Source organism: Paenarthrobacter sp. AR 02, from assembly GCF_021538675.1.
Taxonomy (GTDB): Bacteria; Actinomycetota; Actinomycetes; order Actinomycetales; family Micrococcaceae; genus Arthrobacter.
In genome coordinates this window covers 1-23,726 of sequence record NZ_JAJUKH010000017.1, presented here as the reverse complement: position 1 = coordinate 23,726, position 23,726 = coordinate 1, and the positions used below count along the sequence as shown (strand labels likewise).

The 23,726-nt window shown below is 62.4% G+C and carries 18 protein-coding genes, 1 tRNA gene and 1 pseudogene; 15 read left to right on the top strand and 5 right to left on the bottom strand.

Going from position 1 to position 23,726, the window contains the following annotated elements; genetic code table 11:
- The first annotated feature begins 282 nt into the window (after nt 1-282).
- Nucleotides 283-1,284: a LacI family DNA-binding transcriptional regulator gene (locus LRQ04_RS20445; protein WP_235522134.1), complete on the top strand. Its 1,002-nt coding sequence runs from the start codon at nt 283-285 to the stop codon at nt 1,282-1,284.
- Between the two features lie 186 nt (nt 1,285-1,470).
- On the opposite strand, the gene LRQ04_RS20440 is transcribed toward LRQ04_RS20445, so the two are convergent.
- Nucleotides 1,471-1,863, bottom strand: coding sequence for an STAS/SEC14 domain-containing protein (locus LRQ04_RS20440; RefSeq protein ID WP_235522133.1), 393 nt, complete (start codon nt 1,861-1,863; stop codon nt 1,471-1,473).
- Nucleotides 1,864-2,169: 306 nt separating this feature from the next.
- Here LRQ04_RS20440 and LRQ04_RS20435 point away from each other — a divergent pair, with 306 nt between their 5' ends.
- Nucleotides 2,170-2,571: a putative glycolipid-binding domain-containing protein gene (locus tag LRQ04_RS20435; protein WP_235522132.1), complete on the top strand. Its 402-nt coding sequence runs from the start codon at nt 2,170-2,172 to the stop codon at nt 2,569-2,571.
- A gap of 13 nt (nt 2,572-2,584) precedes the next feature.
- On the opposite strand, the pseudogene LRQ04_RS20825 reads toward LRQ04_RS20435, so the two are convergent.
- From LRQ04_RS20825 to LRQ04_RS20720, 3 genes and pseudogenes are all read right to left on the bottom strand, one after another.
- Nucleotides 2,585-2,632 (bottom strand): annotated as a pseudogene (locus LRQ04_RS20825) (hypothetical protein); the annotation flags it as partial.
- A 203-nt stretch (nt 2,633-2,835) separates the two neighbouring features.
- On the bottom strand, nt 2,836-3,345 hold the full coding sequence (locus LRQ04_RS20725; protein WP_235522131.1) for an SdpI family protein: 510 nt from the start codon (nt 3,343-3,345) through the stop codon (nt 2,836-2,838).
- A 1,399-nt stretch (nt 3,346-4,744) separates the two neighbouring features.
- The gene (locus LRQ04_RS20720; RefSeq protein WP_235522130.1) at nt 4,745-4,951 is read right to left on the bottom strand and encodes a type II toxin-antitoxin system death-on-curing family toxin; all 207 of its coding nucleotides are present in this window, start codon (nt 4,949-4,951) and stop codon (nt 4,745-4,747) included.
- 395 nt (nt 4,952-5,346) lie between these two features.
- Here LRQ04_RS20720 and LRQ04_RS20420 point away from each other — a divergent pair, with 395 nt between their 5' ends.
- From LRQ04_RS20420 to LRQ04_RS20820, 12 genes are all read left to right on the top strand, one after another.
- Nucleotides 5,347-7,398: a hydantoinase/oxoprolinase family protein gene (locus tag LRQ04_RS20420; protein WP_235522129.1), complete on the top strand. Its 2,052-nt coding sequence runs from the start codon at nt 5,347-5,349 to the stop codon at nt 7,396-7,398.
- A 10-nt stretch (nt 7,399-7,408) separates the two neighbouring features.
- On the top strand, nt 7,409-9,082 hold the full coding sequence (locus tag LRQ04_RS20415; RefSeq protein WP_235522128.1) for a hydantoinase B/oxoprolinase family protein: 1,674 nt from the start codon (nt 7,409-7,411) through the stop codon (nt 9,080-9,082).
- 23 nt (nt 9,083-9,105) lie between these two features.
- On the top strand, nt 9,106-10,128 hold the full coding sequence (locus LRQ04_RS20410; protein ID WP_235522127.1) for a sugar ABC transporter substrate-binding protein: 1,023 nt from the start codon (nt 9,106-9,108) through the stop codon (nt 10,126-10,128).
- Between the two features lie 92 nt (nt 10,129-10,220).
- Nucleotides 10,221-11,747, top strand: coding sequence for a sugar ABC transporter ATP-binding protein (locus LRQ04_RS20405; protein ID WP_235522126.1), 1,527 nt, complete (start codon nt 10,221-10,223; stop codon nt 11,745-11,747).
- A gap of 9 nt (nt 11,748-11,756) precedes the next feature.
- Nucleotides 11,757-12,740, top strand: a complete 984-nt coding sequence (locus LRQ04_RS20400; RefSeq protein ID WP_235522125.1) for an ABC transporter permease — start codon at nt 11,757-11,759, stop codon at nt 12,738-12,740.
- A gap of 83 nt (nt 12,741-12,823) precedes the next feature.
- Nucleotides 12,824-14,143 carry a methylhydantoinase gene (locus LRQ04_RS20395; protein ID WP_235522124.1) on the top strand — a complete coding sequence of 440 codons (1,320 nt, stop codon included), beginning with the start codon at nt 12,824-12,826 and terminating at the stop codon, nt 14,141-14,143.
- Nucleotides 14,140-15,222 carry a DUF917 domain-containing protein gene (locus LRQ04_RS20390; RefSeq protein ID WP_235522123.1) on the top strand — a complete coding sequence of 361 codons (1,083 nt, stop codon included), beginning with the start codon at nt 14,140-14,142 and terminating at the stop codon, nt 15,220-15,222. Before LRQ04_RS20395 ends, LRQ04_RS20390 begins: the two co-directional genes overlap by 4 nt.
- Nucleotides 15,215-16,762, top strand: coding sequence for a helix-turn-helix domain-containing protein (locus LRQ04_RS20385; RefSeq protein WP_235522122.1), 1,548 nt, complete (start codon nt 15,215-15,217; stop codon nt 16,760-16,762). The genes LRQ04_RS20390 and LRQ04_RS20385 overlap by 8 nt, the downstream gene beginning before the upstream one ends.
- Nucleotides 16,746-17,201 (top strand): GAF domain-containing protein, encoded by a 456-nt coding sequence (locus LRQ04_RS20380; RefSeq protein ID WP_235522121.1) that lies wholly within the window; start codon nt 16,746-16,748, stop codon nt 17,199-17,201. Before LRQ04_RS20385 ends, LRQ04_RS20380 begins: the two co-directional genes overlap by 17 nt.
- 34 nt (nt 17,202-17,235) lie before the next feature.
- Entirely contained in the window at nt 17,236-18,510 is a 1,275-nt protein-coding gene (locus LRQ04_RS20375) for an amidohydrolase family protein (RefSeq protein ID WP_235522120.1), read from the top strand.
- 1,101 nt (nt 18,511-19,611) lie between these two features.
- On the top strand, nt 19,612-21,111 hold the full coding sequence (locus tag LRQ04_RS20370; RefSeq protein WP_374198994.1) for a glycogen-debranching protein: 1,500 nt from the start codon (nt 19,612-19,614) through the stop codon (nt 21,109-21,111).
- 32 nt (nt 21,112-21,143) lie between these two features.
- Nucleotides 21,144-21,662 carry a hypothetical protein gene (locus tag LRQ04_RS20820; RefSeq protein WP_374198993.1) on the top strand — a complete coding sequence of 173 codons (519 nt, stop codon included), beginning with the start codon at nt 21,144-21,146 and terminating at the stop codon, nt 21,660-21,662.
- 949 nt (nt 21,663-22,611) lie between these two features.
- Here the strand turns inward: LRQ04_RS20820 and LRQ04_RS20365 are convergent.
- Nucleotides 22,612-22,693 (bottom strand) — tRNA-Leu (locus tag LRQ04_RS20365).
- A 198-nt stretch (nt 22,694-22,891) separates the two neighbouring features.
- Here LRQ04_RS20365 and LRQ04_RS20360 point away from each other — a divergent pair.
- Entirely contained in the window at nt 22,892-23,497 is a 606-nt protein-coding gene (locus tag LRQ04_RS20360) for an ANTAR domain-containing response regulator (protein ID WP_235522119.1), read from the top strand.
- Nucleotides 23,498-23,726 lie beyond the last annotated feature (229 nt).

Sequence of the window (23,726 nt, the reverse complement as noted above, 5' to 3'; positions counted from 1 at the left end):
GTTCGACGGCGGTGGCGTGGGAACTGCTCTCATCGCGCCCGAAAATTCCTGCCCGGAGATCGTAGTGGCCATCCAGCCGCATGGCGTAACGGTGGGTCTTGCCGATGTCGGCGCCCGGACCGCCACCAACCATTCCGGCGACCAACTGCCTCGAATTGGGTGCACTCATTGAAGGATCCTCTTTGACTCTTTGGAATTTACTTGGACCGGTCCATAATGGAGGTGACGAGCAGGCCCAGTCAAGCCCCTAAGCTTGATGGAAGCTGCGAGAGGAGATACTGCATGCCGGCCACCAAGCCCACCATTCGCGACGTCGCAAGCGCCGCGGGGGTCTCCAAGTCCCTGGTCTCACTGGTCCTCCAGGGGTCGGTCAACGTCAGTGAGGGCCGCCGTCGCGATGTCCTGAAGGCCATGGAGGAGCTGGGATACCGGCCCAACCGGCTGGCCCAACGCCTGTCCGGTCCGCGCAGTGGAACCATCGGCGTGATGCTCAACGACATCCGGAACCCATGGTTCGTGGAACTGCTGGAAGGGCTTACGGCGTCCCTTCACGCGGCCGGAGTCTCCCCGGTCCTCGCCGACTCCTACACCGACACCCGCGTTGGCCGCAGCTCCTTGGAGACCCTGCTGGAGCAACGGATTGACGGCCTGGTGGTGGTCGGCACTACGACGGAATCCACCGCGATCGAAAAGGCGGCGCAGACTATCCCCGTAGTCCTGGCGGGAACCCGCGAGCCAGTGTTGCCGGGCGTCGACATTGTGGTCAATGACGACGACGCTGGTGCTCGCCAAGCGACCGAACACCTCCTCGCGCTGGGACACCGGAGGATCGCACACCTGCAGGGGCCGGCCGAAGTAGGCCGAATCCGGCAGGAATCGTTCGAGCGGACCATGCGCGACGCCGGGCTCGAGCCGGTGGTTCTCGCCGGCGGACTGAGCGAGGAAAGCGCCTACGCCGCGGCCAGCCGGCTATTGTCCGAGGAGGACAGGCCAACCGCGATCTTTGCCTACAACGACATCGCATGCATCGGCGCGCTGTCCGCCGCCGACGACCTAGGCCTATCCGTACCCGAAGACCTGTCCCTGGTGGGCTACGACAACACCTATCTCGCCAAAATCAGGCACCTCTCCCTGACATCCGTGGACAACGGCAACCTGGCAGTAGGCGTCGAGGCCGGCAAGTTCATCCTGCAACGCCTCACCACACCGGAGCTGCCCGCCCGGGTTCACCAAGTCCCCTCGCAGCTGCAGGTACGGGGGTCCACAGGGGACGCACCCGGCTAGCGCCCGCCCCGACCCGTAGGGACAAAGCCGCTTGCTAGGTTTTTGGCGCGTCCAACAACACCCGAAGGATCTCCCCGAGCGGACCCTGAAGGTCGTCAGCGGTTGCCGATTCGAGGGTCCGGCGCCGGATCGCATCAGCATTCTCGTCCCCCGTGGATCGGAGGAGAAGCAAGAGTTAGTGAGCCCTCAAGCCAGGGTTTCTGGCGGTTGCGCTTGGACGAGCCAAGACATTGCGTCATCTTTGGACGTGAAAAACCTTGTAGGAGAAGGCAGTGTCCGTCGTGACATGGCGAAATTCGCTATCACGCGGCTCACAGGGCTGGTGCCCAATAAAGCAATCCGGGAGGCGGCACACTTGGTGCTGAACACCGCTTTGGCCCCACGGGTAACTTCCTTGGTGTTCGTGATATCGATGAGTAACGGGAACTCTGCACCGTCCGCGAGCTCGTTGATCGTGGCCATGGCATCGTGGACGTCATCGGCCAGGAGGACCGTATGTGGCCCCCACACCAGATGAAGGACGTCACCATCGGTGAGCTCGACCGTTCCCTTACCGCTGCCGACAGTTATTGGCCTCATTCTTACTCCCCCAATTGTTGTATCCAACAGTAACCCCGGGAAGTTCCGCGGAGGGAGGTGCGTCGGCCCTATTTAAGTTATTCGGCGCTATCAAACAGTGGCTGGGCAGAAGCTTCCCCTTCAGGCAGCTTCCACAGAAACTGTTGCTACTACGGATGCGGTGGGAGGAACTGGTGGTGGACTACACCTGGTATGGCGTGCAGACGCGCAGCGTCGAACGGCTCACATTTACGATGGGCAAAAGCTTCCGGGCTCGATCCATCATCACCTCCTGTGAGGGGCGCTCCGAGTATGAGGTCACCCTTGATGACCAATGGGTCTTTCGGTAAGCTCACGCTTCACGGTCACGACAGTCGGAGGCTGGAGGTCCAGCGAGGCAATGACGGAACCTGGGGCGTCAATGGCGAGCGACGCCCGGACCTGGAGGGCGCCATCGACATCGACCTGGGATTCAGCCCCTTCACCAACACCCTGCCGATCCGGCGTCTCAACCTCGCCATTGGATCCCGGGCCGAGATCACCACGGCCTATATCGAAGCCCCCTCGCTCCGGGTGCTGCCAGACCCGCAGGCGTACACGAGAACCGCCGTCAATCTGTATCTCTATGAATCCCTGGACAGCGACTTCACCTGCAACATCACGGTCGATCCTGACGGTTTCATCATCGACTACCCCGGCCTGTACTCACGCCGCCTACCCCGCAGATAGACCCTCGGATCATCTACAAAATCCACAGGTCACCTGCACTGTCGCGGGCCAAGACATCTGGCTTACGGTCCCCGTTGAAGTCGCCCGGGGGTGCTGACCAGGTTCATGGCGTTCCAGCCGGTGCCGACTTGCTTTAGGGGAAGCCACTGTAGTTTCCTCGGGAGCCAAGCCGATGCGAAAAGTTCGACTAGATGAACTATAAAACGCAATATCCCCAAATATTAATGAAAATGCATTTAGTTGTAGACTGATTGACGCTTTAGATTATTTATCGCCCTCAGTAATTCGTCGAGCCAGCGAATCAGCTTTGTAGTACATGTGCATGAGCAGGGCCACCATGATGGCCGTGAACCACATACCCGAGAAGAAGATCCACGGAATACTTGAATCATCCTTGGGTAGTACTGCGAATATGACCCACAGTGTTGCCACAAAGCCGATGAGCATCACTGGAATAGCTTTCAGGGCACCAAGCGCTGAAGTGTGTGCTGCATTCCATGCACGCTCAGACGAAAGAGTAGCCTTCGAGCGGATGCCAAACGTATAGTTTGGCTTCGAATCGCCGGACTTAACCTGCGAGGCCAGCATTTGAAGTAGGCCTGCTACAACCAAGAACGCAATCGTGAACATTGTCGTGCTGAAAACCGCCCCCAAAACGATCCTTTCACAGTTACGCAATCGGATGACCGAGAAAACTCCAGATTGAAATGCCACGCTAACATTGGCCGTAACCCGTCGCAAATCACAGCCGCTGATTTGATTGGCGCCGACCACTACCCGCCTTCAGTAAGTAGTTATCACATGCGAAATAAGGAGAAGACTCGTTGGCGGAGCTGCATTCGTCTTGCAGGGGTCGGAATGGACCCAACCTGGACATGGCCGCAAGCTCCGCCGACAAAGCCGCCGTCTATTTCGTCGTCACTGAAACTGCGGCCGAGTACTAACTCGCTCACGGCTGGCTCACTTCCAAACCCCAAAGTCTTCACCACAGACAAGACGGCCGGCCGGCGGCTACCAGCTTGAACCATGCGGGCTGTGTCGGCGCCTTGTTCTCAGGGGGTACCGGCGCACACCCAACAACACGATGACCACGGCGACAAGCCAGAATAAACCAGCGCCGATCAGCAGTACGATCCTGCTGCCGAGATGGTCCGCGAGCACACCAGCCGACAACGGCCCAGAACGATACCCGCGCCGCGGAACGCTCACATCCGGGCGATGGCAGGCACGGGCCCCAGCCTGGCATCTGGACCTTGAGCACAAGTAATGTCAGCGGTGGACCATCGATTACAGACACACAGAGGCCACCCCAAGCAGCACCAACAGCACTGTGACGTCGGACGTGAAGGCAACGGCAATGCCGATGCAACCGCGCAGGCTAAACGTGTTTGTCAGGTTCTCGTGGTCCCGACGCGGTCCAGCCACCGGCGACAAGCGGCCCCAAGACGACGCTAGGCAAGAGGCTAAGCACAACAGCGGAGTCACAGTCCACGTTGACGCCCCGGCTGTCTGGAAGGCCAGCATCAAAGCCGCCGTCGCCATGGAGGCGCCCAGACTGGACAGGCCCCGGCTAAATGCCAGGAGGTTCAACTTCGCACCGCTACCGGTCCGGGATTTCGGGACTTCCGCTCAATCTCAACTCTTGCAATGGGCCCCTACCCATGAAGAGGTGTAGGACAACCACGACCTACCGAACGCACCAAGACAAGATCACATACCCCCAATTCAGAGCAGGCGGAGGGCCCACCAGCCAAGACCCTGAACCCGCTCCCCCCAAAACTGAACAGGCCCACCGGCGGGCCGGCATCAGCCGGCACCACGCATCGGGGACTCGTGTCCACATTTGTACACAGGTTAAAGCAAAAACCCCCTCTGACGAGGAGGTATGCCGTTCCCGAGGTGGTACTCGAACGCGATTCTGGGCCTTGTAAACACTGGGAAGTCGCGGAAACATGCGGAATCCGAGGCAGTCCGGCAGTTGTACGGGCCAGTCCGAAGGGAAAGGTGTGCACAATGTGCACACCTCCTTTTTGCGATTCCGACGCACCAGGTCAGCGGGCTACGAGGTGCTTCGAAATTGCCGCTGCAGAGTCCCTTAAGTCGATGCCTCCTGCGGCGACGCCCACAACCAGCTCGAACCCCTCATCAGTTGCGAAGTCGTGGCGGCCGTGGACTAGTTGCCGTCGCTCAGGGGATGAAAACGTGCGACGGACTCCAACAAAGCAGCTGCTTTCGTCGCCAGATCACCGTATGCCTCTGCACCCATGACGGTTGTCGCAGGCCTGGCCAACGCCGATGCCAACAGACCAACATCCCGGATGTGGAAGCCATAGCGGTCTACAACCTGCAGGGCGTCCTCAATGTCCAGGTACGTTGTCACGCGTCCTCAAGGCGGGTCAGCAGTTCAGCGTCGTGACTCATCACAAAGTCCAACCCTTCACTGATCTCCCGGCGACGGGCGTGCCGCTGCAAGACCAACTCAGCTCCCTGCAGGAGAAGCGCCGACTTGGCCGCTCCACTTAGCCTTCACCGATCTGGCACAGGAAACTGCCCCGAGTGGCTCAGCAAGCGTGTCAACCATCACCCGGGAATTCCGTACGCTGATTTCTCGGGCCCCTAAAACCCCTGCCGAACCAGCCTTCCGCACGGCTTCTTGGGCAGCACGCCCTTTTTCCTCTACCTGCATTGTGCACGACGCACCGTGACCCGAGACCCCTCATGTCTAACGTGATTTTCCACACACCAAGTTCAACCCGGAATCATGAGGAGATACATATGCCGAACTACAGGGTGTCGATGGATATCGGCGGAACGTTCACTGACATCGTCGCGTACGACCAGGCTGCAGGGACCTATGAGGCGACGAAAGCATCCACCACGCCGGGCAACTTGAGCGCCGGCGTCATCGCCGGCCTCGAATCGATTGTTACCGACCTTTCCGATGTAGAGTTCCTGGTCCACGGCACGACGCAGGGACTGAACGCTTTCCTTGAGCGCCGCGGTGTTTCCGTTCTACTACTGGCGACGGCCGGCCTCGAGGATTCGTACCACATCGCCCGTGGCCCGCGCCTGGAGCTCTATAACGCCCAGTACCGGAAGCCGGCTCCCTTGGTCGAGCGGAAGGACGTCATCGGCGTCGGCGGCCGCCTTGACGCCCAAGGCCTGGTAATCCGCCCGCTCGATGAAGTTGCCGTCCGCCAGGCGGCCCGCCGTGCCCTGGAAGAGGGATACGGCGCTGTAGCCGTGGCATTTCTCTTCAGCTACAAGAACCCGGCCCACGAACTTCGCGCCCGCGAAATCCTGCTCGAAGAACTCGGCGAAGACTTCACCGTCTCCCTCTCCCACGAAGCAGCGAAGGAATGGCGCGAATATGAGCGCACCTCCTCCGCCGTCGTCGAGGCCTACACCGGCCCCGTGGTCCGCAACTACCTCCTGGACCTGGAAGAAAAGCTCGCCGACCGCGGCGTGGAGGCCCCGCTGCACATCATGCAATCCTCCGGCGGCGTACTCACCGCGGAATCAGCCCGCAAGCGTCCCCTCCAAACGCTGCTGTCCGGACCGGTTGGCGGTGCGATGGGTGACGTCGAACTGGCTGCCGTTTCCGGCAACCGCAACCTCATCGGCGTTGACATGGGCGGCACCTCCTTCGATGTCTCCCTGGTGGTCGACGGCAAACCCGACGTTTCCACCGAGGCCCACCTCGAAGGCCTGCCGATGCTCATGAGCGTCGTCAACATCCACACCGTGGGAGCCGGCGGCGGCTCGGTGGCATGGCTCGAAGCCGGCGGGCTCCGGGTGGGCCCACGATCCGCCGGTGCCACTCCCGGCCCGGCCTGCTACGGCCGCGGCGGCACCGAACCTACCGTCACCGACGCCAACCTCGTGCTGGGCCGGGTCGACCCCGACTGGTTCGCAGGCGGTCAGGTCGCCCTTGACCGGGAAGCGGCCATCACGGCCCTCAAAACCGTGGGGGACCAGCTCAGCCTTGACCCGATCGCTATGGCCGAAGGCATCTGCGATGTCGCCAATTCCCAGATGGCCCAAGCTATCCGGACCATCACGATCTCCCGCGGCATCGAACCTCGCGACTTCGCCCTGGTCGCCTTCGGCGGCGCGGGCCCCATGCATGCAGTCTTCCTCGCCAAGGAGCTGGGGATCCCGGAAACCGTGGTTCCCCGCTTCCCCGGCGCGTTCTCGGCTTGGGGCATGCTGCAGACCAACATCCGCAAGGACTTCTCCGAGCCGTACTTCTACCTCGACGAAGACATCGACGTCGCCGACATGTCCGGGGTCCTGCGGCGGATGGAAGTGGAGGGACTAGGGTCCCTCGTCTCGGAGGGGGTTCCGGAGGAAAGCCGCCGGACCAATCCCTCCGTGGACGTGCGCTACCAATCACAGGAATTTTCGCTGAACGTTCCTTTGACCTCCGCGGACGAGCCCGAGTCAAGAGACTTCGTCGCGAACCTGGCGGCCCGCTTCTCCACCATGTACCACGAGCGCTATGGGCACTCCAACCCCGGAGCGCCCATCGAAATCGTCGCACTGCGCATGCAAGCTGTGGGCGACCTGGGCCGACTGCAAGCACCGCTCTTCCCTGCAGCCCAGAGCCCCGAGTTCAAACACCAGATGCGCCCGGTTGTCTTTGACCACTCGGAACACGAAACCACCGTGGTGCGTCGCGACGATCTGGCCGCCGGCCACGCTTTTGAAGGCCCCGCGATCATCGTGGAACAAACTGCCACCACCGTGGTGCCGCCCGGGTTCAACGTCACGGTCGACGAGTTCGGCTCCCTGGTCATCCGCATCGAAGACGCCGAAGGAAATTGAGGTACCGCAAATGACAATCACTGCAGTCAAAACCCTGGATCCCGTAACCGTTGAAATCATCCGCAACGCTCTCACCAGCGCCGCGGACGACATGAACGCCACCCTAATTCGCTCCGCCTACTCACCCATCCTCTACGAAGGCGGGGACTGCGTGGTGGCGCTGCTGGACACCGAACACCGCGTCCTCGGTCAATCCGCCGGGCTCCCGCTGTTCCTCGGCAACCTCGAAACCTGTTCCATCGCCGTCGAAGAGCTCTACGGCCGCGAAGTCTGGCAGGAGGGGGACGTGTGGATCCTCAACGACTCCTACCTCGGCGGAACGCACCTCAATGACGTCACCATCTTCGCGCCGATCTTCGACAACGGATCTGTAGTCGGTTTCGCCGCAACCCGGGCGCACTGGATGGACATGGGGTCCAAGGACGTGGGCGGCTCGATGGATGCCACCGATATCTTCCAGGAAGGCTTCCGCATGGGGCCGGTCAAACTCATGGAGGCCGGCATCGAAACCTCCGTGGTGGACCTGATCCGCACTAACGTTCGCTTCCCTTACCAGACCATCGGCGACATGCATGCGATGATCGCCGCACTCCGGATGGGAACCACACGGATGAAAGAACTGGTGTCCAGGTATGGGATGGAGCAGCTCGATGCGGCCCGTGATGAAATCTTCCGGCAGACCGAGGAGATCGAGCGCGAAACCGTCCGGAACATTCCCGACGGCGTCTACGAAGCCGAAGGCGTGCTGGACAACGACGGCATCAATCTGGACACCCCCATCCCCATCCGATTGAAGATCACCGTGGCCGGCGACACGGTGGACTTCGACGTCACCGGCTCGGCCGACCAGACCATGGGCCCGGTCAACTGCGGCGCAGCCCAAGCCGTTTCCGCCCTGCGCGTGGGGTACAAGCTCCTGGTCAGCCCGGACTCCAATTCCAACGGCGGATCCTTCCGCCCACTGACTACCCAGGTCCGTTCCGGCTCCGTGCTCGGCGCCGTCGCACCGGCACCCTGCCAGTGGTACTTCTCGCATCTGGGGCTGCTGATAGACCTGGTCTCCAAGGCCATGGCACCGGCGATGCCTGACCGCGTAGCCAGCGCCAGCCACGGCGACTCCATGATCATCACCGCGGCCGGCTTCGATCCCCGTTTCGGCCGGAACTTCGTCAGCATGGAAGCCACCCTGGGCGGCTGGGGCGCATGGAAGGGCACGGACGGCGAATCCGCCATGATCAACAACGTCAACGGTTCGCTGAAGGACCTGCCTGTCGAAATGATGGAAACCCGCTACCCGCTGCGGATCAACGAATACTCCATCCGGCCGAACTCAGGCGGCCCCGGGCAGTGGCGCGGTGGCAACGGAGTGGTCCGTGAATATGAGTTCCTCGCCGACTGCGTGGTGGGTCTCTGGTTCGAAAGGTCCAAGACACCGGCATGGGGCCTCTTCGGCGGCTCCGACGCCAAGGGCCCGGAAGTAGTGATCAACCCCGGCCGCCAGGATGAGGTCCGGACACTGAAAGCCAACGCACGGAAAATCAAGGCCGGCGACGTGGTTCGCCTGGCCGTAGGGGGCGGCGGTGGATTCGGCGATGTCGCCCAGCGCTCCCGCGAAGACATTGAGTACGACATCGTCAATGGATTCATCACCGAGGACTTCGCCAAGACCCACTACGGCTACTAAACGCTTCATCGAAAGGACTGACCGTGAAATTCAAAAAACGCCCGGCCGCCGCGATGGCCCTCATGAGCCTCGCCCTGCTGACCTCCGCATGCGCCCCGCCCGCCCAAAGCAGCACCACAGAGGCATCCGCTGCAAGTGCGGACCAGAAGCTCAACGTCGGATTCTTTGGTTTTGCCAAATCCAACGGCTTTGCACAGGGCACGTACCTTGGAGTGGAGCAGGCGGCCAAGGCCAACAACGCCAGCGCCACCTTCGTGGACTCCAACTTCAGCGCTCAGACCCAGGTCCAGCAAATTCAGGATGCCGTCACGTCCAAGCAGTTCGAGGTGATCGTCGTCCAGGCCAATGACAACCAGGCCCTCATCGCCCCGCTGACCCAGGCAGTGCAGGCAGGCATCACTGTAGTCGTCGAGTTCTCCGTCATCGGGCCGAAGTTCGATACTACCCAGCCGCAGATCCCCGGCGCCATCAGCATCGTGGACCTGCCCACCCGCAACGGCAAGATGCTCGGCGAGATGGGCAAGGAAGCGTGCGCCCAGGTGCCGGGCGACACCTGCAAGGTGGCCTACCTTGAAGGCTTCAAGTCCCTACCTTTGGACAATGCCCGGACCGAGGCCGTGAAAGCGGAACTGGCCACCGATCCGAAGATCAAACTCGTGGCCAGCGTGGAAGGCGGCTACACGCAGGACAGCGGCCGGCAGGCGTTCCAGAACGTCTCCCAGGCGAACCCTGAAGTCAACGTGGTGATCGGCGCATCCCAGGCCATCACGGGAGCCGCCGCGGCCGCCGGGAACAGTGCCATCAAGTTCATCGGCAACGGCGCGTCTGTATCCAACGTGGAAGCGGTCCGGTCCGGCAAATGGTTCTCCATCTATGTGAGCGACGTCGTGGCCAACGGCGCCAAGGCCACCGAACTGGGGCTGGCCAAAGCCCGGGGAAAGCAGGTGGAAACCGCTATCGACGAAGCCAGTCTCTCCCCCAACAACGGCAAGGGCACCAAAGAAGCACTGGATTCCCTGAACTACGTCTCAAAGTACTCGGACTAGCACAGCCCCGCTTCTAACACCCCGGGGCCGGGGCCCACCGCTTCGGCCCCGGGACCCTGGCCCTAAGTTCCCTTCCACTTCCAGAGGTCAACATGGCTATACAACAGTTGGAAAAACACGAGCACGCCAGCCGGAGAACCGCCCCCGAAATCACCGTCTCCGGGATCGGCAAGAGTTACGGGGCAACGCAGGTGCTGAGGGACGTCACGTTGTCGGTGACCCCCGGGGAAATCCACGGCATCATGGGGGAAAACGGCGCCGGAAAGAGCACGCTGCTCAAAATCCTGGGCGGAGCCATCACGGCGGACTCCGGAACCATGGAGCTGGACGGACAGCCGGTCAGGATCGCAACCCCCCGGGACGCCATATCCCACGGGATTTCTCTCATCTCCCAGGAATTGGCACTGATCCCTAACCTGTCGGTGCTGGAAAATGTCTTTCTGGGCCACTGGTCGAACAGGGGCAGCCTCCTCTCCCCCAACCGGGACTGCGACCATTTCGCCCGGCTGTTGGAAGAGACCGGTTTTGAGCTGGACCCAAGGGCAACGGTGGGGACCCTTCCCATCGGACAACAGCAACAGGTGGAAATCCTGAAAGCCCTTGCCCGCGGGGCAAAGGTGCTGTGCATGGACGAACCCACCGCCGTCCTTAACGAGGCGGAGAAGGAAAAACTCCTGCAGGTCGTCAAACGGCTGGCCCGCACCGGAACCACCGTCCTGATTGTCTCCCACTACCTGGAGGAAGTCCTGGGACTGGTGAACCGGGTGACCATTCTGCGCGACGGACAGCACATCGTTACCGAAGACGCCGGGGGCCACACTCCAGAGTCGCTGGTACGGCTCATGGTGGGCCGGGAAGTCGATTTCCTCATCCCGGACGTTCCGCAGGTACCGTCCGAAGCCGGGACGGTTATCCGGGTGGCCGGATTGACCAGTGCCAAGGTCAAGGACATATCTTTGGAGGTCCGCCGCGGGGAGATCCTAGGCATCGCCGGGCTGGTGGGCAGCGGCCGCAGCGAAACCCTGCTCGCCGTTTTCGGTGCCGACCGAACCACCGGCGGCCACGTGGAAATCAACGGCCGCCGCATCCGCCCCAGCTCCATCAGGGACTCCATCAAGGCCGGTATCGCCCTCATTCCCGAGTCGCGGAAAGAACAGGGTTTGGTCATGTCCCGACCAGTCGGCGAGAACATTGCCCTCTCGACTCTGCCCGCACGCTCATGGGCCGGCTTCGTCAGGACCCGCCGGGAATGGACGGAGGTCAAGGACGTCAGCAAGTCAGTCGACCTGCGCGGAGCCCGCCCGGGACAGCCGATAGCCAACCTTTCCGGAGGAAACCAGCAGAAAGCACTTTTCGGCAAATGGCTGTTGAATCCTCCGGCGGTTCTCCTGGTAGATGAACCCACTCGGGGCGTGGACATCGCCGCCAAGGCCCGGATCCACAGCATCATCGTTGAACTGGCTGCGAGGGGCACAGCAGTCATCGTGGTCAGCTCCGAGCTTGAGGAAGTGCTCGGTCTGTCCCACCGTATCCATGTCATGAGGCACGGGCGCATCGTTGCCGAGTTCGACCGAAACGCCACCCGTGACGAAGTCATGACTTCCGCTTTTCTGAAATAGGTGAACCACATGACCACTACGTCAGTTGCCGTGCCCTCGTCGGCAGGGAAAAAATTCAATCTGAACTTCAAAGACTTCGGGATCGTTTTTGGCCTGGCAGCCATCATGCTGTTCCTGACCCTGAACACCGGAACATTCCTCACCGGCCGCAACTTCATCAACTTGTTCGACCAGGCCGCCGTGGTGGGGCTGCTCGCCGCGGCAGCCACCCTGTGCATCATCAGCGGAGTCTTCGACCTCTCCTCGACCGCCACCCTCGCGGTCTCCGCCATTTCGGGCGTGATGATCACCCAACATTTCGGCGTTGCGGCCGGTTTCTTCGGGGCGTTGCTTGTGGGTGCCCTGCTCGGTTCGATTACCGGGCTGATCGTGGTCAGCACGAAGGTCAACTCGTTCATCGGGACACTGGCGGTGAGCATCATTTACAGGGGGCTGGCCATTGTGATCACCGGCGGTTCCATCGTCGCGCCGCTTCCTGACCAACTCGCATCCTTCCAAACCTGGACCTGGCCAAGCCTCCTCGGCCTCACCGCCGGTTCGGTCCTGATGCTGGCGATGACCGTTGTGCTGGGAATTGTTCTGTGGCGCACCACTTTCGGGCGCAGGATCTACGCGGTAGGCGGCAATCAGGAAGCCGCCCGTCTCAGCGGCATCCGGACCGGTTCCATCCACGTCGCCGTCTTCGCCATCAGCGGACTGTGCTCCGCCATGGCTGGAATGATTTTGGCCTCACGTGCCGGGTCAGCCCAGCCGGCCATGGCCATCGGCATCGAACTCACCGCCATCGCCGCCGTGGTCATCGGCGGCACCAGCATCCTGGGCGGACAAGGTGCCATGTGGAGGGCCTTCGTGGGAGTCATGATCCTCACCGTGATCAGCAACGGCTTCAACTTGCTGCACTGGGACACCACCTACCAGCAGGTGGTGACCGGCGTCCTCATCCTCGTGGCCGTCGCGGCCGACGGATTATTCTTCCGCAAATCCACCAGATGACCGGCCAGGGTGGACCCTAGAGATATGACACGGATGGATCGCGGGGCCAGGGCCCGACAGAACACTGATCAGGAGGCCCGCCAATGCGGTTAGGACTGATGCTCAAGGGCACCAGCTGCCGGGCGCTCGTTGTGGAGGGACGCTCCGTCGTCTCGGTAGCCGAACAACGGCGGGCCAGCAGCCTGGCGGAAGCGCTGGACAGCGTTCTGTCCTCGTTGCGACTGCAGTTCGGAAGCCAGATCACCGACGTAACGGCCGACGTCGGACGCGTCCTCGCCTCGGCCAGGCCCGGGAACGTCGTCGCTGTCCGCATCTCTCCCCGTCCTCCGGCCGACCAGTTCCACAACACCAGGTTGCCTGCGCACATCGAGCCCGCCGTCACTAAAACCGTGCATGTCCAGGGCGGGCACGACCTGCGGGGACGACCGCTGGCGACTCTGGGCTTGGACGCCTTCCTGCTGGAACTGCCTTCCATCCTGTCCGGCGGCCTGCGGAACATAGCCATCACCGCCGTCGGCTCCACCGCCTCCGCCGAGCACGAAACCCGCATCGCGGATGCCATCCTGTCCAACAACAGCGACATGCGGATCAGCATCTCCAGCGATTTCTACTCGGGCGCGTTCCGCGACCGTGACTACACCGCCGTCCTCAACAGCGCCCTGATGCAATCCGGCGAGGAACTGGCGGCAATGCTGGACGAGGCGGGGAAGCGCCACTTCCCCGCCGCCGCACTGTCCTATGCAAGGAACGACGGCGGCCGGGCGCCCCTGGCGCGGCTGGCGACGGCCCCCGTGCACGCGCTTCGTCCTGAAGCGGCCATGGCGATCCTCGGCGCGGCCACGTTGGGCGGCCTGAGTGACGGCGAAGTGGTTATCTGTACCGACGAGGGCGTGAGCGTGGGAAACATGCGCGGCGGCCTTCCTGTTGCGCGCAGCCTCATCCGGCAGGGGTATGAAGCGAGCCTCGCCACCAACGCCGCCATCGTGGAACCATACACGGCGAACCATCCATTCCGGCCGGGTATCAAAACGGTGGTCGCCGATATCCGCACCAGTCAGGACACCCCGCCTGAGTACGGCCTGGTGCCACCACTTCCACTTGCCCGGGACCTGACCCTCGTGGGCTGTGCCGCGACTCCGCTGACGGCGTGGATCGACAGGCTCGAAAGGGTCAGCGGACAAGCAGACCTCCACCGCGTGCAGCACCGGGCCGAGGAAGAAGCAAGCTCGGCTGCAGTCCAGCTGGGCGCCGGCCCCACAGATACCCGCATCATCGAATCAAACGTCTACGCCATGCCCTACGGCAATCCCGGAATTATCCGTATCCGGGTCCAGGCCGCGGGCGGTGCGTCCGGCTCGGAGGAACAGGCGCTTAATGCGCATGCCATGGAGGCCACGGCATGAGCACCGTCCTCACCCCGGACGACGTAGGGCACCTTCGAACCGGCGCCCACTTCCTGGCCTGCGCCATCGATCCCACCGCCATACACGTCTACGCCGGCATGATCCAGGAGGCCATGCAGACCCGGTCCGTCGAGCTCATCACCGTAGATGAACTGGCTCCGGATGACCTAGTGGTGTCCGTTGGCATGGTGACCCAAGGCCTGTTCATCTCCGACATGCCACCCGTGGGAGATGAATTCACCGGCTGCATTGAGGCCATCGAAACCAGGCTCGGGCGCAGGGTGCGGGCCATTTACTCGCTCGCCGCCGCCAATATCAACGGAATCATTCCCCTCATGGTGGGGCTGCAGTCGTCTCTTCCTGTTGTCGACTCCGATCCCATGGGGCGGGTCTTTCCTCTGATCAGCCAGACCACTTTGACCATCGGCGGGGTGGCGATCGCCCCCATCGCGCTGATGGGAGCAACCGGTGAGCGGGCCGTAGTAGAGGCGGGTGATCCGCAGCGCGCCGAGACGCTGGTCCGCGCACTCGTCACTGAGCTCGGCGGCTGGGCCGCCACTGTGATGTATCCATGTTCTGCACGGCAGCTGGCAGAGCACGGAGTCCACGGCTCCATCAGCCGGATGATCCACATCGGCGAGATTCTCGAAGCCGAAACCTCGGCGGAGAGCAAATTCCTGTCCTTGTCCGAGTTGCTGGGCGTGACGCGCATCGCCAGGGGGCGGGTGACCCACATTGAAGGCCTCTCCCGCCCGACTGACCTCGGACTGCCGGCGCAGCCCTCCAGTGTGACCCTGGAGGAGGAAACCACCGGACAAATCATCCGGATGGAGATCCAGAATGAGATTCTGCTGGTGCTCGTGGACGGTGCCGTCGCGGCGGCCGTTCCGGACATGGTGACGCTGCTCAATTCCGAGCATGGCTCCGTGGCCAACCTGGACGACCTTCGGGTGGGCAGCGTCGTTGATGTGCTTAAGCTCAGTGCCGCGCCGCAATGGTATTCGGAGGCCGGGCTGGACCTGGCCGAACCGGCCGCGTTCGGCATTCCCCTCCACCATCCAAGGCGGCACCATGGGTAGGACCATGAAGGACACGCGGCTCGACGTTGCCGGCCTGCTGGCTCACGGGTCGCTGCGCGGCACCACCCCGCTGTACCTCACCCCCTCCAGCGCCCTGGTCGAGAGCGTTGTCTTGGTCTCCCATCTCGAGGCAATCCAGCGGGTGCGGCCGAACACAGTTGTGGTCCTCTCGGCGGAAATGGGCTCCGGTGGATGGCTCGTCTCCGCCGCGCTCAGGCATGCCTGGGAACGGCGGGCCAGCGCCGTCGTCGTGGCCGGAAGCACCTATTCCAGCGCGGTGATCGGCCTGGCCGAACGGCTTGGCATCACGCTCCTGGCGGCGGAAGGGAACCCCGCCGGAGTCGCGCTGGCTTTGGCCGCCGAGATTGGCGCCGCCCTGTCAGTGATGGATGCCGAGCTCGCCCGGTTCGCCCGGGCCGTGGCCAAGGACAGCGCCCTTCCCGACGTCCTTAGGACTATCTCGCGGGAACTGGACGGGGTTAGCGTCTCGCTGGAACACGACGGCGTCGTCCTCGCCTCAACCGGCACGGCCCCACGGGACCCCGCAAAGGTCATTACGGTTGACGTGGGCGCCGCAGACGCCACCGTCCCCTCTGCCCTCACTGTGCGCCTACCCGCCTCCAGTGTCCTCAACCTACCGCTGGTCCGATCGATCCTGGAAGTGGCTGCACCCTCGGTGAAGGCCGCTTGGTTACTGGGCAATTCCCGGGACACAGTCCGGGCTGTTCCCACTGCGGCCCTGGCCCGGTTAAGCCAGGGCCTAGGTTCGTCCGGCAAGGACTTCGAGGAAGACCACCGGCACCTCCTCACACAGCTTGGGTGGCGCCGGGACGAACGCTACGCGGCAGTGTGGATCTGCCATAGCGGCCTGCGCACACCCGTAAACGACCTGACGGCGGTGCTGAGGCTGCTCTGGCGGAAGGTCTCACCCCGCAGCCCGCTGGCGGAGGTCGAAGACGGCTGGCTGGCACTTGTTCCGGCCGCCCACCAAGCAATTGCGGCGCAGCTTGAACTCCGGCTCAAGACACGGCTGCAGCCCTCCCTGGCCGAGCTGGGCTTGGTGGCCGGCCTGTCCCGCTGGGCGGAGGAGGCCCCGCCGCTCCCGTCCATCATCCAGGAAGCGCGGCTGGCTGCCGTCTCCGCCCGACCGGCGGGGCAGGGCACGGTTTTGGGCTTCACCGGCCTGGGCGTGACGGCGGCAACCACCTTCATCGACAGGGATGCCGTGGCGCTGGTCGCCGAGCTGAGCCTGCCACGGCTGATGGCTAGCCCTGACCGGGAGGCGATCGTCGCTGCGGTGGCAGCCTTCCTTGACCACCGCGGCTCGGTCAGCCTTGCAGCGGCGGCCCTCGATGTGCACCGCAACACCCTCCAGGCCCGGCTTGGCCGGGCCAGGGAATTGGGCGTCCCGCTGGACGATCCGTCCCAGTTGCTGTCAGTCCATCTGCTCCTGGACGTGCTCCGTGCGGCGGCGCCCGGAAAACAAGTTTCTAAAGGTCCCTACGAAACCAGAAAGGACTCCCATGAGTTCCCAGTTTGAATCCTTCGACGACGTCTACGCCTCCGCCCGCGACACTGTAGGCGTCCGTCTCTTCACCGCCTCCGTCATTGCCGACGATGGTGACAGCATGGCGCGCGTTTACACCACCCACCCCGAGGTCTACCCGGTTGGCGGCAAGAAGACCCTCGCGGGAGACACTAATCCTGTCTGGCTGGAGCAGGTCCTCATCGGACAGCGGCCGTTCCTGGGTGCCGACAGGGAAGCGGTCAGGGCTTTCTTCTTCGACTCCGGAACCATCGAATCACTGGGATGCGGCGCGATTGTCAATGTCCCGGTGCTCAGCGACGGTCGTACGATCGGCTCGATGAACTTCCTGGCACCCGAAGGCAGTTATGACCAGTCCTCGGTGGACGCCGCCGTCGAGGTTGCGAGGCGCTCTGTCCGGCTCCTCGAAGACGCACTTGCTGCCACGAGCTAGCGTGCGCCCCCCCTATTGGAAGGAAATACTGCACGTGATCCCCAACTCCCAGGGAAGCCTGACCATTCGGAACGCCAGGATTTTCGACGGCGAATCACCCGCCCTCATTGAGGGCTCCATCGTCATCCGGGATGGCAGGGTCACCGCCGTAGGCAGCACCGACGAAGACACTGGCGCCGGAAACATACTTGACGCGGGCGGCCGGGTGGTAATTCCCGGCCTCATCGATGCCCACTTCCATGCGTATGCGCTCAGTCTGACGTCGGCGATCAACGAAACCGGGCCGTTGAGCTATTCCGCGCTGGCCGGTGCCCGCAGGCTTGAGGCCGCGCTCGGCCGGGGCTTCACCTCAGTCCGGGATGTGGCTGGGGGTGACGTCGGCCTGGCAACTGCCATCGAGGAGGGACTGTACCCCGGTCCCCGGTACTTCTTTACCGGTCCGGCGCTGAGCCAAACCGGCGGTCACGGTGACATTCGCGCCGCGAACGATGCAAGCTGCTTCCATGGCGGCCATATGTGTGAGGTGGTGGACGGCGTCGAGGACCTGCTGCTGGCGGTGCGCCACCGGTTTCGGACCGGCGCAACGGCCATCAAGATCATGACCTCCGGAGGAGTGATCTCTCCTGTCGATCCGATCCGTGTGCCCCAGTACAGCGCGGCGGAAATCCGCGTTGTCACCGAAGAGGCATCGCGGCGCGGCAGCTACGCCACCGCGCACGCCTACTCGCCAGAGGCTATTACGCACTCAGTCCTCAACGGAGTCCGCTGCATCGAACACGGCAACCTGCTGGATGCTCAAACCGCCCGTCTCATGGCGGAGAATGACGTCTATCTCATACCCACCTTGGTGACATACGACGCTATGGGCCGCCGAGGAGCGGAAATCGGACTTACCGAGGTAGGAGTCGCCAAGAACCAGGAAGTCCTGGCCGCCGGCAAGAACGCCGTCACACTGGCGCGCGACGCCGGAGTCCGGATTGGCTTCGGCAGCGACCTCATGGGTGAGCTCGAGGATGAACAGCTGGCCGGGCTTCGCCTGCAGTGCGAAGTGCTGGGAGTCTACGACACACTCCGTTCTGCGACTTCAACGAACGCGGCACTGCTCCGGCGCGATGACCTGGGCCGTATTGCGAAGGGGGCATGCGCGGACTTCGTGATACTGGACGGAAATCCCTTCGACGAGCCCTCAGTGCTCTGGGACGAGCGCCGGAACCGCACCGTCATTAAAGCCGGCCACATCGTCCTCTCCGGCGGCCTTCCTGTAACTTCCGTCATCACAGACGAGGTCACCAGCGGCGCCTCCGCCTAAAGGCTTGTCCGGGCAGCAGGACGACGAAGATGGCGGCGCGAAGGCCCGCCGTCGTCTTCGTCGTGCATACGGGGATCCGTTACCAGTCTTAGTGCCGTGAACTGGAGGTAGACGACGTCCGGGGAGCACGAGCCCAGCACACGCAGATCGCAGGAATCAACGTCGGTATGTATGTCGCCGGGATCTTGTTTGCTTGCGCACTCACCGCGCAACACCCCTGCCCACCTTCGCCCGCGCGGCATCAAAACCGCCCACGGCATCGACAATCGGAAAGCAAAGTCACTAGATAGACTAGCTAGATTGGCTAGTTATATGTATGCTTATGCATGTTCCTGATATTCCTTCCTACGGAGTGCTGAGTGCTTTGATTACTTCCGCCGAAGTTTGGGCGCCTCATCTCCACGCGGACGCTCACGTCCCGGACGGCCGCGCCGGATTATTGACGAGCCGCACGGATATAACCCCATCCACCCTGGACGGCACCACGGCGCCGCAGGATGGACGTGCGATGCACGGCGGAACTTTCCTGGATCCCGTGAATCCGGCTGGTGACACGGAGGTGGGCATTCGACCGCCGTTTTCGATGGCACCGAATTTCGGCCCCCTGACCCCGAAGGCCCGAGAGGTGTCTCATGGGGTTACTGGGGAAACTGGTCAGGGAAAATCGCTAGGCTTTCGGAGTTCTACGGGCGTACCTCACGCCGGGTGTTCGGGATCATGCGTCCTGGATCGCGGCGTCAATGGGGTGCTGAATGAGGGAGTCTCTACCGCGTCTTGGTGGGACGCTGCTACCTACGGTCCCGAGCCGGGTAGCCCGACTGCGTAGCTGCGGACAATAACTCACCACGAGGAAGTGGACAAGGGCCGCTCACGCCGGAGCGGTACCAGCTGGAAGGCATGATCGGCAAGCGCCTCCTGGACCCGCCCATGCCTCCAGAGCTCACAGGCAGCGCATTCCCCGCTGCAACATGAGGCGCTTGTCATGGCATAGCGATTGTGTTCGTACATATCGGCTTGGTCGAGCCATGTAGTCGCGATTTCGCTATTAGTAAGCATACTTAGTATTATTTGGAAATCACATCGCAGAGAAACGAGCATCGCATGAGTTTGGCTACTGCCACGCGTTCCCTTCCCTATCCGCTGGGTGTCACGCTGCGCGAGGGCGGCGCAAACATCGCCATCTATTCCCAGACAGCGGACGCCGTGGACTTCTGTGCGTTCGACGGTGACGGCAACGAGACGCGGACCAGACTTTCAGACCGGACGGGTCATGTGTTCCACGGCGTGGTTGCGGGTGTCACAGTCGGAACCCGATACGGCATACGGGTCGACGGCGAATGGAACCCGGACGCGGGGTTGCGGCACAACGTCCACAAACTGCTCCTGGACCCCCACGCCACCGCCATTGAGGGTGGCTACGAGTGGGGCCAGGCAGTCTTCGCCCATGACATGAATGCGCCTTCGGAGCTGGACGAAACGGACTCGGCCCCCTCGGTTCCGCGCTGTGTGGTTACCGACAACTCCTTCGACTGGGACGAAGGTACCGCCGACGTCGCTCCGCGGACCCCGCTTGCGGAGACGGTGGTCTACGAAGTTCACGTCAAGGGTTTCACCCAGCAGCACCCGGACGTACCGGCGGACATCCGGGGCACGTACGCTGGGCTGGCCCACCCTGCCGCCATCAAGCACCTCACGGACCTGGGCGTGACCGCCGTCGAACTTCTTCCCGTGCACCAGTTCGTCCAGGACAGCCATTTGGAGGAGAAGGGCCTGCGCAACTACTGGGGTTATAACAGCATTTGTTTCTTTGCTCCCCACGGCGACTACAGCTCCGCGGGCGACGGCGGCGGCCAGGTCGCCGAATTCAAAGCCATGGTAAAGGCACTTCACGCGGCCGGGCTCGAGGTGATCCTCGACGTCGTCTACAACCACACCGCGGAGGGTAACCACATGGGCCCCATGCTGTCCTTCAAGGGCATCGACAATGGCGCCTACTACCGCCTGGTGGAAGGCGAGGAATCGGCATACTTCGACACCACGGGCACCGGCAACAGTCTCAATGTCGGGCACCCCGCAGCGCTGGGCCTCATCATGGACTCGCTGCGCTACTGGGTCACAGAGATGCACATTGACGGCTTCCGCTTCGACCTCGCCACAACGTTGACCAGGCAGGATGGTAGTGCGGAGCTGCACAGCGCCTTCCTCACCCTGATCCAGCAGGATCCCGTCCTGGCCCCGGTGAAAATGATCGCCGAGCCCTGGGACACAGCCGGGTACCAGGTGGGCGGGTTCCCGCCGACTGGTCTGAATGGAACGGCAAGTTCCGTGACGACGCCCGGGATTTCTGGCACGACGGCGGCAACGTACTGGGCGACTTCGCACAGCGATTCCTCGGCAGCCCCGACGTCTACGAGGCCAGCCGCCGCGCCCCCGTCTCCAGCGTCAACTTCATCACCGCCCACGACGGCTTCACCCTGGCCGACCTCACAGCCTACGACGAAAAGCACAACGAGGCCAACGGCGAGGACAACAACGACGGTGAAAGTGACAACCGCTCCGCCAACCACGGCATCGAGGGTCCCACGGACGATCCCGGGGTAAACGAGCTCCGCGAGCGGCAGCGTCGGAACTTTATGGCAACGCTGCTCCTGTCCACCGGCGTACCCATGATCCTCGGCGGCGATGAAATGGGCCGCACCCAGGACGGAAACAACAACGCCTACTGCCAGGACGACGAAATTTCCTGGTTCGACTGGAACAAGGTGGACGGCGGCCTGCTGGACTTCACAAAGGACCTGATCACCCTGCGCCGGAATAATCCGGCGCTGCGCCCCGACTGGTTCCGCCAGGCTCCGGAGACCGGAAGCGCCAACTCGGTCCAGGTCCTCCGGGCCGACGCGCAGAACTTCGGCGAAGGAGACTGGAACGAAGACCACCGGGCCATCGCGTTTGTCCTGGAACACGAGGGCTCAGATGCTTTCGCCGTGCTCTTCAACGCCGCCGAAAACGGTGTGGAGTTCACCGTTCCGGAGGCGCCCCGGCAGGAATGGGAGCTGGCCCTTTCCACTGACCCCGACCAGCAGGTGGAAGCACCAGTGAGCACCCTTATTGTGCGGGACCGTTCGGTAACCGTTCTGCGTTCGCGAGCTTGAGATCCTCTGCAGCCCGGCAACGCACGAGCCGGGCTGCCGAGGGGCCGACGGATGGTCAAGAAGCGCTGCTAAGAACTGTCTTCACTGGCTTACGGTCAGTTTTATCCAGGGCAAAACGGCTGGTGCGGAGCTGTTGGCGCGTCTGTATTCCTAAGATCTGCCCTCTTACGGAAGTGGGTTTATCGGCGCTGGGCTTGTCGATGCCGCGCCCGCGAGAGATCCGATTGTCCCGTTACCGTCTGGAGGAACGAACGCTTTCCCGTCAAGACTGACAGCACCCCTTGATTGGAAGCCACACAACATGATGCTCAAACGCAGGTGCAGAAAATTTGTAGGAAAGGGACGGGTTCTTCTTTTAGCGGCCCGAACCCTGCCCTCCTGCATCCAAAACCCGGAAGTTTGGGCGTAATCAACTCCCTTAACTCTCCGGTCAGAGTAGAGGCCTGGTCCTGCAGGGTCTGGACTTTCGCATGGCTATGTGGCTGTGAGCAGGAGGGCATGTTGCCAGGAAGTGAGAGACCCAATGAAGAGGTGGTTACTCCGAAAGCCAAGCCAGGAGGGGGTTAATTGTTGTCTGCTTTAAGTGTGGACACTGTCCACACCTCCTTTGGCAGGACCAGAATCGACCAGACGCAACGGCCACAGGCGAGTTCGGATTCGAAAGAATATCCAGCGTGATCTTCGGTCAAGTCATGTCGACACCACAACCGCACTCCATGAAGTAGTGAGCGGCCAACAAGTGCCGAATGAACACCACACGAGAGGACACCAGTGACCCCACGACCTGGCAAGGGGAACGCCCACACGCCAGGATGCCGAGCCTCCCCCATCCAAACTGAACAGGCCGTGCCCGGCGGCCAGGCACCACCCGGGCCAACTAATCAGAGGCACATGTCAAGCTTTGTACACACGTTAAAGCAAAAACCCCCTCTGACGAGGGGGTATGCCGTGCCCGAGGTGGGACTCGAACCCACACACCTTTCGATACTGCATTTTGAGTGCAGCGCGTCTGCCAATTCCGCCACTCGGGCGCGGATTACCGGGAAGTTAATTCTCGCTGACTGCTCTCACTTCTGTGAGCAACGCGATCCTTTCCCAGCACGCGAAACTACTCTACATGCAGATAGGCTGATTCAAAGAACCGGGCGCGCTGATGCAACAAAAACCAGCCATCAAAGAGTCCACACTAAGATGGACATGAACCCGCCGAACCTTTCCTAGGAGATCCCGTGACCGAACAGACGGAGTCCGCACCCACGAGCCAGCCGGCCCGACGCGTTGTCGTAGCCGAGGATGAGACGCTCATCCGCTTGGACATTATCGAAATTCTGAAGGGCGAGGGGTACGACGTCGTCGGCGAGGCTGACAACGGCGAGAAGGCCGTGCAGCTGGCTGAGGAACTGAAACCGGACCTGGTCCTCATGGACGTCAAGATGCCGGTCATGGACGGCATCTCGGCTGCTGAGAAGATCGTGAAGGCCCGGATCGCTCCGGTTGTCCTGTTGACCGCCTTCAGCCAGAAGGAACTGGTGGAGCGTGCACGCGACGCCGGCGCCATGGCTTACGTTGTGAAGCCCTTCTCCCCCGCGGACCTCATCCCCGCGATTGAGATCGCGCTGAGCCGCCACGAGGAGATCAAGGCGCTTGAGAACGAGGTATCGGACCTTCAGGAGCAGTTCGCCACACGCAAGCTTGTAGAGCGCGCCAAGAGCCTCTTGACCACCAAGATGGGCCTGACGGAGCCGGAAGCTTTCCGTTGGATCCAGAAGACCTCCATGGACCGTCGCCTCAGCATGCGTGAGGTTGCCGAGACCATCATCAACCAGGTCAACTAGCGCCACACCAGCAGCAAAACAACGACGTCGGCCGCTCACCTCACGCGAGGTGCGCGGCCGCCGTCGTACCCGCCAAAAAGCAAAACAAAAGCGGGCCCCACCAAGTGAACTGCTCCCCGAAAGTTGGACTGAAAATTCAGTTCTGACTTACGGGGAGCAGTTTGATGTTTAAGAGCAGTTCATTGTCCGAGGAACAGCGTGCGGCCGCGGTGGTGTTGTTCGGACGCGG